The sequence below is a fragment of the Ruegeria marina genome, assembly GCF_900101475.1.
GTDB lineage: Bacteria > Pseudomonadota > Alphaproteobacteria > Rhodobacterales > Rhodobacteraceae > Ruegeria_B > Ruegeria_B marina.
This window is the reverse complement of sequence record NZ_FMZV01000003.1, coordinates 342,714-355,510: the sequence shown is the minus strand read 5'-3', so window position 1 is coordinate 355,510 and position 12,797 is coordinate 342,714. Positions and strand designations below refer to the sequence as shown.

The following is a 12,797-nucleotide window of genomic DNA, read 5'->3' as shown; positions in this document are numbered from 1 at the left end:
GAGAATCTCTTTGCCCTTTGCCGAAAATCCGCGTATACGCCCGCATCCGCACCGGAATCGTTTCCGTTGCGGTCAATCTCCATGGGCCTGTGCTGGACGACATCCCGGCCTGAGCCATCCACCTTAACCTGACAAGGAGACCCCGATGTCGATTACTGCAGAAGAAAAAGCACGCGTCATGAAAGAATATGCAACCAAGGACGGCGACACCGGTTCGCCGGAAGTCCAGGTTGCAATCCTCAGCTCGCGTATCGCAACCCTGACCGAGCACTTCAAGACCCACAAGAAAGACAACCACGGCCGCCGTGGTCTGCTCAAGCTGGTGGCACAGCGCCGCAAGCTGTTGGATTATCTGAAGGGCAAGGATGAAGCACGCTATGCATCGCTGATCGAGCGTCTGGGCCTGCGCCGCTGACCCCGATCAACCGGGAAGAGCATTTGCCGGAACGCCCGCCATTGGCGGGCGTTTTTGCGTTCAGGCGCCGTAGCGAGCCATGAACGTGTCGACCGTGTGCAGCGCGACCTCGTCAATTTCGGCTTGGGTGAAGCGATTCTGGATTCCGAACACGGCCCGGGTCCAAAGGCGCGTCTTGCAGAGTTCCGAGAACTGTTCCGCCGCCATCGGGATATCCTCGACTACCAATTCGCCATTGGCGACCGCCTTTTCCAGATACTCGCAAATGCGCCGCTGCCCGTTTACGGGGCCGGCCTCGTAAAAGGCGCGCGCCAGCTCAGGAAAACGGTCGCGTTCTGCCAGACAGATGCGAAAGACCTGTTGTGCGAAATCCGAGGTCAGAAAAGCCACCAGTTGAGTCGCGGTGATGGTCAGCACTTCGCGCACAGGGCGCGATTCGTCGATCATCGACAGGATGCGCTCGGCCATCAACTGGCATTCCGTTTGCGCCACTTCCATGAACAGCAACCGCTTGTCCGGGAAATAGCTGTAAAGCGTGGCCTTGGAAACACCAGCCGCGCGGGCGATGTCGTCGACATTTGCCCCTTCGAATCCATCGGCCATGAACACTTCGCGCGCGCCCCTGAGCACCTGATCGAATTTGCGTCCGGTGCGCACGATGGTCGCGGCCTGCGTCATTCCTGTTCCTCAGATATTCCGTTTCCTCAACGTATGGGGCGAGGGGTACAGTTTCAACGATTCGGGCAGAACCGGTTGCACTGTCGCGGGCTGGTGATATTTTAGAATCATTCTAATGTTGTCGAGGCACGGATGCGTTTTCTTTCCTACCGCAAGCATTTTCGCGACCTTTCCGAACAGGAAGTCGTCGCGCTGGCAATCTCGTCAGAAGAGGATGACGCACGCATCTACCGCTCGTACGCCGAGATGCTGCGCGCGGATTTCCCGGCTACGGCGCGGATGTTCGATGGTATGGCGGCGGAAGAGGACGAACATCGCGCCCGATTGATCGCCTTGCACGAACGGCGCTTTGGCTCGGTGATACCGTTGATCCGGCGCGAGCATGTGGCAGGCTATTATGCCCGCCGTCCGGTGTGGCTGGTCGAGAACCTTGGGATCGAACGCATCCGAACCGAAGCCGCAGCGATGGAGCGCGATGCCGAGCGGTTCTATCTTGCCGCCGCCGCGCGCTCGACCGACGCGGCCACGCGCAAGCTGCTTGGCGATCTTGCCGCAGCAGAGGCCAGCCATCAGGCTACCGCGACCGAATTGGAGGAAGCCCATCTCGACGAGGACAGCCGGGCACAGGAGGCTGCCACGTCGCACCGCCAGTTCGTCCTGACCTGGGTGCAACCCGGCCTCGCGGGCCTGATGGATGGGTCGGTTTCGACTCTTGCCCCGATTTTTGCAACCGCATTTGCCACGCATGATACCTGGACCACTTTTCTGGTCGGCGTGGCGGCGTCGGTCGGCGCCGGCATCTCGATGGGCTTTACCGAGGCGGCCTCGGACGACGGCGAGCTTTCGGGGCGCGGTTCGCCGGTCAAACGTGGCATGGCTTCGGGCGTGATGACGACCCTTGGCGGGTTGGGCCACGCCCTGCCTTACCTGATCCCTGAATTCTGGACCGCGACCACGATCGCCATAATTATCGTGTTCTTCGAGCTTTGGGCCATCGCCTGGATCCAGAATCGCTACATGGATACTCCTTTTTTCCGCGCCGCGTTCCAGGTGGTGGTCGGGGGCGCGCTTGTTCTGGCAGCGGGGGTGCTGATTGGCAGCGGATAGGCCGCGAGCCTTGCCATCAGGTCAGAAAATGTTACCAGTCCCAGCATGGTCGAGATCTTTCTGCGCACACTCCCATTCTTTGCAATCATCGGCCTGGGCTACTGGGCTGGTCGCAGCCGTTTCTTCAGCCCGGAGGCGACGGCCTATCTGACAAAGTTCGTGTTCTTCTTCGCCCTCTCCGCGATGCTGTTCCGGTTTTCCGCGAACCTTCCCTTCAACGACATTTTCGACGTGCGCTTGGTGATGGGCTATCTGTGGGGGACCGCCGGGGTTTATGGGATCGCCATGCTGGTCGCGTTCATTAGGCGCCTCGACGTGCCGACCGCGGCGGTCGAATCGCAATGCGCCGCCATCGGCAATACCGGGTTCCTGGGCCTGCCGATGCTTGCACTGCTTTTCGGCGAGGCGGCAATCGGCCCGATCATGCTGATCCTTTCGGTCGATCTGGTCGTCTTCTCGTCATTGATCGTGATCCTGATCAACGGCGGCCGCGACGGTCGTCTGACCTTTGCCACCTTGCGCCTGATCGGCGCGGGTCTGGTGCGGAACCCCATGATCGTCAGTATCACGGCAGGCCTTTTGTGGTCGGGTTTCGGGCTGCCGGTGCCAGTGCCGATGAATGATTTTCTCAGCATACTTGGCGGCGCGGCGACACCGGGAGCGCTGTTCGTGATCGGCGCGTCGCTGGCCGAACGCTCGGCCGAGAGGGTGCAAATCGCGGCCTGGTTGAGTTTCTGCAAGCTGATCGTTCATCCGGTGCTGGTGGCGCTTGCCGTGCTTTGGGTGTTTCCCGTCGACGCCTTCACGGCGTCGGTCGCCATTTCTGCCGCGGCCCTGCCGGTTGCAGGCAATGTGTACATGCTGGCCGCCCATTACGGTGTCGCCCCGCAACGCGTCTCTGCCGCGATCCTGCTGTCCACGGCCGCATCGATTCTGACGGTTCCGGCCTTCATCGCCTGGGTCAGCGCGCTGTAGCGCAAACTCCCATCGCAGGACGATGGTGACCCCGACAGGATTCGAACCTGTAACCTGCCCCTTAGGAGGGGGCTGCTCTATCCAATTGAGCCACGGGGCCGCCGGACCCTTCTCTAACGAGGTTTGACGGGCTTGTCATCGGGCAATGCGTAGCAGTTGAACGTGTCAGCCTGTTCGCGCTAGCATCGGGCTGAAAACAAATCAGTGCAGGTACGCAGTTGACAGCCGAAACCAAACGCCCGCTCACCCTTCGCGATGTCTCCGAGGCTTCGGGAGTTTCGGAAATGACCGTCAGCCGCGTTCTGCGCAACCGCGGTGATGTCTCGGATGCCACCCGCGCCAGAGTGCTCGCTGCGGCCAAGCAGTTGGGGTATGTCCCCAACAAGATCGCGGGCGCTTTGGCGTCGAACCGTGTGAACCTGGTCGCCGTGATCATCCCGTCGCTGTCGAACATGGTGTTCCCCGAGGTGTTGACCGGCATTAATCAGGTGCTGGAGGATACCGAGTTGCAACCGGTTGTGGGTGTCACCGACTATCTGCCCGAGAAGGAAGAAAAGGTGCTCTACGAGATGCTCTCGTGGCGGCCTTCGGGCGTGATCATCGCCGGGCTCGAACATTCCGAGGCGGCACGCGCCATGCTGGATGCGGCAGGCATTCCGGTGGTCGAGATCATGGACAGCGATGGCAAGCCGGTCGATGCCATGGTCGGCATCTCGCACCGTCGGGCCGGGCGTGAAATGGCGCAGGCGATCCTGAAGGCGGGTTATCGCCGGATCGGGTTCATGGGCACCAAGATGCCGCTCGACTATCGTGCCCGCAAACGGTTCGAAGGATTTACCGAGGTTCTGGGCAAGAACGGCGTCGAGATCGAAGACCGCGAGTTCTATTCCGGCGGCTCGGCGCTGGCCAAGGGGCGCGAGATGACCCAAGCCATGCTGGAACGCTCACCGGATCTGGATTTCCTCTATTATTCCAACGACATGATTGCAGCCGGCGGACTCTTGTACCTGCTTGAACAAGGGATCGACATTCCGGGCCAGATCGGGCTGGCCGGATTCAACAACGTGGAATTGCTTCAGGGCCTGCCGCGCAAATTGGCCACGATGGATGCCTGCCGCCTGGAAATTGGGCGCAAGGCGGCCGAGATAATCGCCAAGCGGCTGGAGGATCCGGAGGCCGAGATCGAAACCCGGATCACGCTGGAGCCCAAGATCAGCTATGGCGATACGCTGAAGCGGCGCTAGCCGGTGGCGCTGCAACGGCTCGACAATCGTACTGCAAGGGCACTGTTCCTGGATCGGCACGGGCTGGCCGAACAACCCAGAGGCCCGGCGCGCGGAACCGATCTGCTGGACCTGATTACCCGGCTTGGCTTTGTCCAGCTCGACAGCATCAATACAGTCGCGCGGGCACATGACATGATCCTGTTCTCGCGCCGTCCCTCCTATCGACCGCCCGATCTCAAGCGGCTTTACGAACGTGACCGGGCCCTGTTCGAGCACTGGACTCACGACGCTTCGGTCATCCCGATGGCCTTCTTCCCGCATTGGCATCTGCGGTTCGAACGAGAGGCGGCTTCTTTGCGGGAACGCTGGAGCAGCTGGCGGCGCGAAGGCTATGAAGCGCAGTTCGAACCGGTCTTGCAGCATATTCGCGACCATGGCCCTGCCTCTTCCTCGGACGTGGGGCCGGACGAGAGGAAAGGGTCAGGCGGATGGTGGGACTGGCATCCGTCGAAAACCGCGCTGGAATATCTTTGGCGCGTTGGCGCGCTGACAGTGACGGGCCGTGAGGGGTTTCAAAAACGCTATGACCTGACCGAGCGGGTGATCGAAGAGCACCTCTGCCCGGGAGCGATCGACTGCGATCCGGCGGCGACGGTGGACTGGCTTTGCAACGCGGCGCTGGATCGGTTGGGATTTGCGACCCCGGGCGAACTGGCCGCGTTCTGGGCTATCGCCACGCCGAGCGAGGCGAAGGAATGGGTAACCGGCGCTCTGAGGCGCGGTGTACTGGAGCAGATCGAGGTCCAATGTGCCGACGGCAGCTGGCGCAAGGTGTTCGCCCGACCCGAAGTGGCCGGACAGGCCGCTATCGCGCCGCAGGCACCGGGCCGGATCCGGGTGCTCAGCCCTTTTGATCCGGCATTGCGAGACCGAAAGCGGGCGGAACGCCTGTTCGGCTTCCATTACCGGATCGAGGTCTTTGTGCCGGGGCCGAAACGGGTCTACGGGTACTATGTCTTTCCCCTGCTCGAAGGCGACCGGCTGATCGGGCGTATCGACATGAAGGCGCATCGCGATTGTGGCGAATTGCGGGTTCGGGCCCTGTGGCCGGAACGCGGTCTGCGCTGGTCGAAAGCCCGAACGCGCAGGCTGGAGGCAGAGCTTGATCGTGTCCGGCGCCTCGCGGGGGTGGAGCGCATCATCTTTGCGGCGGATTGGCTCAGGCTGCCCTCATGATGCAAGCTGGGGGGCCGGCCCCCCAGACCCCCCGGAGTATTTCCGACCAGAAAGAAACAGACACGCCAAGGGTACACCGTTACCCGAGGTAGCCGCGTTCCTTCACCAGTGTCTTGAGTTGCGCCAGAGAGGTTTCGACGGACTGTCCCGACGTATCGAGTTGGGCAAGAGCCTTGCCGTAGAGCACTTCGCGGCTTGCGAGAATGGATTTCAGTTGTTCCATTGCTTCTGGATTGCCGGCCATCGGGCGTTCGTCTCCCTGGGCGCGGACGCGGTCCATATGCTCGGTCGGATCGGCGCGCAGCCAGATCGTATGAAACCGGGTCAGCAGGATGTTGTAGGTCTCCGGTTCGGCGACGATGCCACCAGCGACTGCCAGAACCATCGTCTCGTGTTTCGCCACGACCCGGCTGACGGCCTGTGCTTCGAGCTTGCGGTAGCCTTCCTGCCCGTAGAGCGCCATTACCTCGCCCACCGGCATACCGGCCTGTTCCTCGATCTCGTCATTCAACTCGACGAAGGGAAGATCCAGTTCAGCACCGAGCCGCGTGCCAAGCGTCGATTTTCCGGCACCGCGCAAGCCGATCAGGCAGATGCGCCGCGCTCGGACCGTTTCGACAGGTTCTGGGCTGAGCGCATGCAACACCGATTGCTGCACATCGGCCTTCGCCACGCGAAAAAGGTCGGCCACGCGCAGCGCTTCCGAAGACCATGGGTCGTCCTCCCCCACCAGCCATTCGATCCGGTGATCGAGCGCCACTGCCACCCTTTGCAGGAGACCGATCGAAATATTGCCTTCGCCGGCTTCGAGCTGGGCAAGATAGCGGGGCGAAACCCCCGAAATGTCCGATAACACCCGGCGCGGAATGCCGCGGCGCTGCCGGGCTGCGCGGACACGTTCTCCGACGCGCGCGATCAGGGTCGAGACTTGTTTGTCCAAGTGTTCGACCGAGCCGCCTGGCGATGTTTCGCCGCGAAAGTTGGTGATTTCAGTCATGCTGCCCGGTCTTTATGCAAAATAATGCGTAATATTACGGCAGGTGACCATGCAACGCAATCCGCCCTGGGCGGTGACCGTTCTCAGTAGGTTTCGAGATGATAACGGCCTTCGTCGCGCATCCGGTCACGCAGATCGGTCCAGACCAACCCTTGCGCGCGCGCGATGTCCTTGAGCGCTTCTTCGACCCCCTGTTCCATCGCTTTCAGGCCGCAGACATAGATATGTGTCGCCGGGTTCTGCAGCAGTTGTCCGATTCGTTCGGACTGGGCACGCAGCTTATCCTGCACATAGTGCTTGGGTTCGTCCTTTTGCCTGGAAAAGGCAAAGTGCTTGGCCATGAAGCTTTCCGGAACCTTGCCCAGGGGACCGAAATAGGGGAGTTCCTGCTGGCGGCGGGCGCCAAAGACCAGGGTCAGCGAATTTGTCAGTTTCGGATTCTCACGTTGCCGCCGCATGGTGAACGCGCGGAACGGGGCCGAGCCGGTTCCGGTACAGATCATCAGCAGATGCGCATTCGGGTCCGATGGCATCAGGAAGGTCGCGCCGAACGGGCCGGTTACCCGCACGGTATCGCCCGGTTTCAGATCGCAGACGTAATTCGAACAGATGCCGTGCGGCTCGCGTTTGACGGTCAGCGAGAGGTTGTTGAAATTCGGTCTCTCCCCATCGCGGGGGCTTGAAACCGAGTAGAGGCGCGGGAGGTGCGCCCTGCCTTCGGAATTGGTTCCCGGAGGGATGATCCCGATGCTCTGCCCTTCGAGAACGGGAAAGGGCTGGGCGCCGAAATCGAGAATGATGTGGCGCACATCGCTGTCACTGTCTTCGGCTGTCAGGCGATAGTTGCCGGTGACCCGGGCCTCGGCCGGTTTGCCCAAGGTGTACAGGTTGACCGACGGTTTCGAGGCGGTCGCCGGAGCCCGCGACTTGCCGCCGGCCCCCTTGTGCGCCTCTGCCAGCAGGGCGGCGATGGCATCATCCAGCGCCTCCAGCCCGGCGTCGTCGCCTGCGACGTCTTCCTGTGGGGGCAGGTCCGTCCAGCCATATTGCTCTTCCAGCGAATAGGGCTCTGCCACAACGCGCCAATTGTCGATGGACCCTGTCGGACAGACAGGGATGCAATCCATGCAGAATTTGCACTTGTCGGCATCCACCACGACATTCATGTCGTCATGTTCGATGGCCTGCTCGGGGCAGGTCATTTCGCAGGTGTAGCAGCGGATACAGATTTCGGGGTCGATCAGGTGCTGCTTGAGCGGCTGGGTCATGGGGTCTCGTGTTTCCTGGTCAGAACGATGTCGGGCACCACCAGCGTGTCGATCAGTGCCTTGCACAGTCCCACGCAGTCAGAGCACCCAACGCACGGACCCTGCAGTGCATATATCTGACCGGCCAGCGCCTCCAGGCGCCGTGTTTCGGATTTCGAACGGTCGATCTGCATGGTCGGGTCCTCGCAATTTCCGATCAGGCCGGTTCCAGCCAACAGGAGAAGCCCCCTGCCGTCAATCCGCGGACATTTCACAAAATGTTACTGCCCGCGGACCCGGCCTCGTTCATCTTCACGCCATGTGAAGCTTCACATACTCGAAGTCCCCGGGCTTGTTGTCGATGCCGACCTTTGGCGGGGCGATCCACCGGGCGAATTCGCCGGGTTCGTAACAGGGTTTCATCAGCGACTGGATGTAATCGCCATCGGCATGGGTGGGCAGCCAGTCGGGCAGGCCCTTGTCAAACTCGGCTCCGGTCACCACCTGGCCGTCGGGGTCGAACGGCATGTTGGCGAATACCCCGATCTTGCGATGAAAGGCCTCGTGCGGCAGTTTCAGTTCGAAGTCGATGCCGTATTTCTCGATGATCTTGTTCCAGCGGCCGACGCCGCCAGCGGCGTCCTTGGTGTAGTCGTCGCGCAGGCGCATGTTGATCGCCGTCAGCGCGGGCACTTCCTTCTGCACTGCTTTTCCATCGACCAGATCCCAGACCACATAGGTATCGCCTTGCAACTGGTGGTCGTCCTGGATGCGGGCCTCCATATAGCGGCCCTTGATCCCGGCATTGAACGCATTGGCCGCGTTGGTAGACACTTCCTGCCCGAACAGGTCGAGCGACAGCGTGTAATGCAGGTTCAGTTTCTTCTGGATCAACGGCAGGTCGATGACGCCGAGGCCGCGGATGCGGTCGATGTCGAACGGATCGTCGATGCCGTTTTCCTTCATCACCTGGCAGGTGCGCTCGATGGTGCGGCCGACACCGGTCTCGCCCACGAACATGTGGTGCGCCTCTTCGGTCAGCATGAACCGGCAAGTCCGGCTGAGCGGATCGAAGCCAGACTGCGCCAGGCTTTCAAGCTGCATCTTGCCATCACGGTCAGTGAAGTAGGTGAACATGAAGAAGCTGAGCCAATCGGGTGTTTCCTCGTTGAAGGCGCCCAGCATCCGCGGCGCTTCCTCGCTGCCTGATTGCCGGCGCAGCAGGTCGTCTGCCTCTTCACGGCCGTCTCGCCCGAAATACTTGTGCAGAAGATAGACCATCGCCCAGAGGTGGCGGCCTTCCTCGACGTTGACCTGAAAGAGATTGCGCATGTCATAAAGCGAGGGCGCGGTCAGCGCCAGCAGGCGCTGCTGTTCGACAGAGGCGGGTTCGGTATCGCCCTGGATGACGATCAGCCGTTTCAACAGGTTGCGGTATTCACCTGGAACTTCCTGCCAGGCGGGCTGGCCGAAATGTTCACCACAGGGAATGGTGCGGCCGTCGACCTGCGGCGCCAGCAGCACGCCCCAGCGGTATTCCGGCATCTTGACGTAGTCGAACTTGGCCCAGCCCTTCGGGTCCACCGAGACGGCGGTACGCAGGTAGACCATGCTTTGCTGGAAGTTCTGCGGGATCAGGTCATTCCACCAGTTGATGTAGCCGGGGTGCCACTTCTCCAGTGCCTTCAGCACCTTCTTGTCCTGGCTCAGGCCCACATTGTTGGGGATCTGGGTGTCGTAGCTTACGTTGATCAGATCGAGCATTGTTTTCCTCCTCGCGGGAAAAATCGGTCAAAGATTTTCCAACAGATTCTTCGACGAATAATCTGTCGTCTCCTCACACACGTTCCATGTTGTAGTTGCCGCGCACGCCGGAGCCATAGCGTTGCAGGGCCCCGTCCGGCCCCACCGCGTTGGGGCGTTGGAAGATCCAGTTCTGCCAGGCGGTCAGGCGGCCGAAAATGCGGGTTTCCATTGTCTCGGGGCCGGCAAAGCGCAGATTCGCCTCCATTCCCGTCATCGCATCAGGTGAGAAGCTGGCGCGTTCCTCCAGGAAGATGCGCACCTCGTCATCCCAGTCGATATCGTCATGGGCATAGGTGACGAGACCCAGTTCCTCGGCTTCGGCGGCCTCCAGCGGTTCACCGATATGATCGCGCAGCGCGTCGACCGTTTCGGGCGTTCCGAGGAAACGGGTCTGCAAACGGGTCAGGTCGTTACTCATTGGGTAGGGGCCGAAATTACCTTCGCTCAGCGTCACCGTGGCCAGAGGGCGGTTGTCGCCTTCGAACTCGTCCAGCATCATGTAGGACCGGTCCACGGCCCAGAGCAGTTCCGCCAGCGGACCGGCAAAGCAGGATCCGTGCTCGACAATGGCAACCAGACTGCGCGACGTCATGTCGACCCGTTTCAGAACGCGCTTCCAGTAGTGCAGGATCTCGTTGGCCAGCCAGTTGTCGCGATTGGACAGCAACAGCGCCTCATGCGCCAGTACGGCTTGAGGGTCGCCCTGGGTCTTGAACACCAGGGTGCCGATCTGTCTTTCGTTGAGCCGCAGATGCAGGATGGCGTCGTCCAGCTCGCGCGCGGCCCGCAGGATCCACGCCCGAGCGCCCTGCGCCTGCAATTCGGCGGCCGAAGACGGGGCGGGATCGGACGGGCCGGTGATCGTCAGTGTCGCCCGGCCTCCCTCCCTGTCGATGAGCACTTCGACCGTGGAGTAGGTGACCGATCCATCTTCGGCAAAGCTGCGTTCCAGAGGAGCAAGTTCTATCCCGGTCAGGCCGGAGGGTTTGCTGCTGGCCGCGGCGAACTCTCGCGCGCGTTCCTGCACAACCTCGTCGAACTTCGAATTCGGAGCGATTTCGTCCACCAGGCGCCAGTCGACCGCGCGCTGGCCTTTCACACCTTCCTCGATCGAACAGAACACATCTGCCAGATCGCGGCGCACCTTGCGCTTGTCGGTGACCCGGGTCAGCCCGCCCGTGCCGGGCAGCACCGCCAGCAACGGCACCTCGGGCAGCGCGACCGAGGAAGAACTGTCGTTGGTCAGCATGATGTAATTGCAGGCCAGCGCCAGTTCGTAACCGCCCCCCGCGCAGGCCCCTTTGACGGCGGCGATGTATTTCTGGTCGCTGTCGGCCTCGGCGGCCTCGAACGTGTTGCGGGTCTCGTTGGTGAACTTGCAGAAATTGACCTTGTGCGCATGGCTTGCCCCACCCAGCATGCGAATGTTGGCGCCCGCGCAGAATACCCGGTCCTTGGCCGATTGCATGACCACCACCTTGACCTCGGGATGTTCGAACCGCATCCGCTGCACGATATCAGCCAGTTCGATATCGACGCCCAGGTCGTAGGAGTTCAGCTTCAGCTCGTAGCCGGGAAACAGTCCGCCCTGCTCGTCCACATCCATGTACAGATTGGCGATCTCGCCTTCGTACTCAACCCGCCAGTGGCGATAGCGGGACGGGTCGGTCTGGAAGTCGATGCGCTGTGTCATTCCGGGCTCCGAAATTTGTGGGTGAGATGCAGTTTAGTGCTCACGTGTGGTTTGGCAAGGGAAAAATGGCAAGATAGTGCACAAGAAATATCCAATAACATCATCAATATGGCCCTTCATCGGCTGGATATCGTGCAGATTATTGGCAATTTACGCACTATAATGCACATAACCTGAGTCGTTCTTCCACCTTTTCGATGCGGGACAGCAGGCTTGTCGGGTGCATCCCAAGGGCCTGCCGTCCATTTGTTCTGATGACATGTTCGCGCGCCAGCTTGCACAGACGCAGTGCCGCGCCGGGACGTCCCATTCTGATCTTGAGCGCGGCATTTGCCAATTGAATGGCGGCCTGCGAGACGTGGCGCGCAGCGGAATTGGGGGGCAGCTGCATCCAGATCGGTTCCCAGACCTCGTGGGCTTCCCAGAAATATTCTGCGTCGAAGAGCCGCCAGCCCTCTGTCCACGCCCTGCAATCGGCGAGTTCCTCGGGCGTCATTCCGGGTTTCACCGTTTCCCGCAAATCGGCATAGGCGTCATCGGGGGGCCGCAGGGTCTGACCGGGAACATAGGCGGGATATGCAGGTGTCCATCCCATGTTTCACGCGGTAATGACTTGGGCCGCTTCAATACGGATCAACCGGGCGCAAAATTCGGCCGCTTCTGTCAGCACCTGTTCGGGGCATTCCTGGTGCGGTGCGTGTTGGCAATCGAGGAGCAGCGTATCGACCGGGCAATAGGCCCGGTTTTCGATTTCTTCGATTTGCGCCATGGTACCGTACTGATCTCTTCGTCCCTGGATGGCCAGGATCGGAACGCGGATATAGTCGATCACCTCGGCGACGTTCCACGCCTTGAAGCCCGGGCTCAGCCATGCATCGTTCCAACCCTTGAATGCGCCATCTGGATCGCGGTGGTACTTGGCCATCTTGGCCTTCAGATCGCCACTTTCATAGGCATCGCGCGCCGCTGCAATCGAGGCAAGCCCGCCCGGCTCGGTGAAGAAATGAGGCGCCTCAAGGATCAGGCCGCGCACGCGCCGATCTTCGGTGCTGCCGGCATAAATGGCCGCCATGGTCGCGCCATCCGAATGGCCAAAGAGAATGGCGCGCTCGATCCCTGCGGCATCCAGCACCAGAGGGATGACCTCCAGCGCCTCTCGGGACTGGTAGTCGAGCGGTCGGGGCAAGGGGATCGGGTCGGATTTTCCATAGCCCTGGCGGGAATAGGTCAATACACCGAGTCCAGTCCGCTCGGCCAATCGCGCGGGAAAGTCCCGCCAGAGCGCGACGCAGCCGAGCCCTTCGTGCAACAGAACAATGGTCGGCGTCTGGGATGGCGCGGGTCCGTGACAGGAATATTCCAGCGCCACGCCGTTGACGCGAAGGGGTTCAGTCGGATTTTTGCTCCACTCCATCTC

At 61.2% G+C, this 12,797-nt stretch carries 13 protein-coding genes and 1 tRNA gene; 5 read left to right on the top strand and 9 right to left on the bottom strand.

Translation table 11 applies throughout. The features are described 5' to 3' along the window. The first annotated feature begins 145 nt into the window (after positions 1-145). Entirely contained in the window at positions 146-415 is a 270-nt protein-coding gene (gene rpsO, locus BLT75_RS06430; protein WP_093028924.1) for a 30S ribosomal protein S15, read from the top strand. A 60-nt stretch (positions 416-475) separates the two neighbouring features. Here the strand turns inward: rpsO and BLT75_RS06425 are convergent, their stop codons facing one another. Further along, entirely contained in the window at positions 476-1,093 is a 618-nt protein-coding gene (locus tag BLT75_RS06425) for a TetR/AcrR family transcriptional regulator (protein ID WP_093028922.1), read from the bottom strand. Between the two features lie 132 nt (positions 1,094-1,225). Between BLT75_RS06425 and mbfA the strand changes: the two genes are divergently transcribed. Then, positions 1,226-2,200, top strand: coding sequence for an iron exporter MbfA (mbfA, locus tag BLT75_RS06420; protein WP_093028920.1), 975 nt, complete (start codon positions 1,226-1,228; stop codon positions 2,198-2,200). Positions 2,201-2,245: 45 nt separating this feature from the next. Further along, positions 2,246-3,175, top strand: coding sequence for an AEC family transporter (locus BLT75_RS06415; RefSeq protein ID WP_093028918.1), 930 nt, complete (start codon positions 2,246-2,248; stop codon positions 3,173-3,175). Positions 3,176-3,198: 23 nt separating this feature from the next. Here BLT75_RS06415 and BLT75_RS06410 read toward each other — a convergent pair. Next, a tRNA-Arg gene (locus BLT75_RS06410) sits at positions 3,199-3,275 on the bottom strand. A 118-nt stretch (positions 3,276-3,393) separates the two neighbouring features. On the opposite strand from BLT75_RS06410, the gene BLT75_RS06405 reads away from it, so the two are divergent. Then, positions 3,394-4,419, top strand: a complete 1,026-nt coding sequence (locus BLT75_RS06405; RefSeq protein WP_093028916.1) for a LacI family DNA-binding transcriptional regulator — start codon at positions 3,394-3,396, stop codon at positions 4,417-4,419. 3 nt (positions 4,420-4,422) lie between these two features. Beyond that, the gene (locus tag BLT75_RS06400) at positions 4,423-5,637 is read left to right on the top strand and encodes a winged helix-turn-helix domain-containing protein (RefSeq protein WP_093028914.1); all 1,215 of its coding nucleotides are present in this window, start codon (positions 4,423-4,425) and stop codon (positions 5,635-5,637) included. Between the two features lie 79 nt (positions 5,638-5,716). Here BLT75_RS06400 and BLT75_RS06395 read toward each other — a convergent pair whose 3' ends face one another. From BLT75_RS06395 to BLT75_RS06365, 7 genes are all read right to left on the bottom strand, one after another. After that, positions 5,717-6,634, bottom strand: a complete 918-nt coding sequence (locus BLT75_RS06395; protein WP_093028912.1) for a helix-turn-helix transcriptional regulator — start codon at positions 6,632-6,634, stop codon at positions 5,717-5,719. 83 nt (positions 6,635-6,717) lie between these two features. Next, positions 6,718-7,902: a benzoyl-CoA 2,3-epoxidase subunit BoxA gene (gene boxA, locus BLT75_RS06390; protein WP_093028910.1), complete on the bottom strand. Its 1,185-nt coding sequence runs from the start codon at positions 7,900-7,902 to the stop codon at positions 6,718-6,720. Continuing rightward, complete coding sequence (locus BLT75_RS24315) at positions 7,899-8,075, bottom strand: hypothetical protein (RefSeq protein WP_176827861.1); 177 nt, start codon at positions 8,073-8,075, stop codon at positions 7,899-7,901. Before BLT75_RS24315 ends, boxA begins: the two co-directional genes overlap by 4 nt. Before the next feature lie 118 nt (positions 8,076-8,193). Further along, positions 8,194-9,645: a benzoyl-CoA 2,3-epoxidase subunit BoxB gene (boxB, locus tag BLT75_RS06380; RefSeq protein ID WP_093028907.1), complete on the bottom strand. Its 1,452-nt coding sequence runs from the start codon at positions 9,643-9,645 to the stop codon at positions 8,194-8,196. A 73-nt stretch (positions 9,646-9,718) separates the two neighbouring features. After that, positions 9,719-11,380: a 2,3-epoxybenzoyl-CoA dihydrolase gene (gene boxC / locus BLT75_RS06375; RefSeq protein ID WP_093028904.1), complete on the bottom strand. Its 1,662-nt coding sequence runs from the start codon at positions 11,378-11,380 to the stop codon at positions 9,719-9,721. A gap of 157 nt (positions 11,381-11,537) precedes the next feature. Beyond that, positions 11,538-11,975: a DUF309 domain-containing protein gene (locus tag BLT75_RS06370; RefSeq protein ID WP_093028902.1), complete on the bottom strand. Its 438-nt coding sequence runs from the start codon at positions 11,973-11,975 to the stop codon at positions 11,538-11,540. 3 nt (positions 11,976-11,978) lie between these two features. Then, a complete protein-coding gene (locus tag BLT75_RS06365) occupies positions 11,979-12,794 on the bottom strand; it encodes an alpha/beta fold hydrolase (protein ID WP_093028900.1) in 816 nt (271 codons plus the stop codon). Positions 12,795-12,797 lie beyond the last annotated feature (3 nt).

Bases quoted from the DNA above. Each gene is read 5' to 3' on its own strand.
- BLT75_RS06370 (WP_093028902.1), bottom strand. From the start codon at position 11,975: ATGGGATGGACACCTGCATATCCCGCCTATGTTCCCGGTCAGACCCTG.
- BLT75_RS06415 (WP_093028918.1), top strand. From the start codon at position 2,246: ATGGTCGAGATCTTTCTGCGCACACTCCCATTCTTTGCAATCATCGGC.
- boxB (WP_093028907.1), bottom strand. From the start codon at position 9,645: ATGCTCGATCTGATCAACGTAAGCTACGACACCCAGATCCCCAACAAT.
- BLT75_RS06425 (WP_093028922.1), bottom strand. From the start codon at position 1,093: ATGACGCAGGCCGCGACCATCGTGCGCACCGGACGCAAATTCGATCAG.
- BLT75_RS06395 (WP_093028912.1), bottom strand. From the start codon at position 6,634: ATGACTGAAATCACCAACTTTCGCGGCGAAACATCGCCAGGCGGCTCG.
- rpsO (WP_093028924.1), top strand. From the start codon at position 146: ATGTCGATTACTGCAGAAGAAAAAGCACGCGTCATGAAAGAATATGCA.
- boxC (WP_093028904.1), bottom strand. From the start codon at position 11,380: ATGACACAGCGCATCGACTTCCAGACCGACCCGTCCCGCTATCGCCAC.
- BLT75_RS06365 (WP_093028900.1), bottom strand. From the start codon at position 12,794: ATGGAGTGGAGCAAAAATCCGACTGAACCCCTTCGCGTCAACGGCGTG.
- BLT75_RS24315 (WP_176827861.1), bottom strand. From the start codon at position 8,075: ATGCAGATCGACCGTTCGAAATCCGAAACACGGCGCCTGGAGGCGCTG.
- mbfA (WP_093028920.1), top strand. From the start codon at position 1,226: ATGCGTTTTCTTTCCTACCGCAAGCATTTTCGCGACCTTTCCGAACAG.
- boxA (WP_093028910.1), bottom strand. From the start codon at position 7,902: ATGACCCAGCCGCTCAAGCAGCACCTGATCGACCCCGAAATCTGTATC.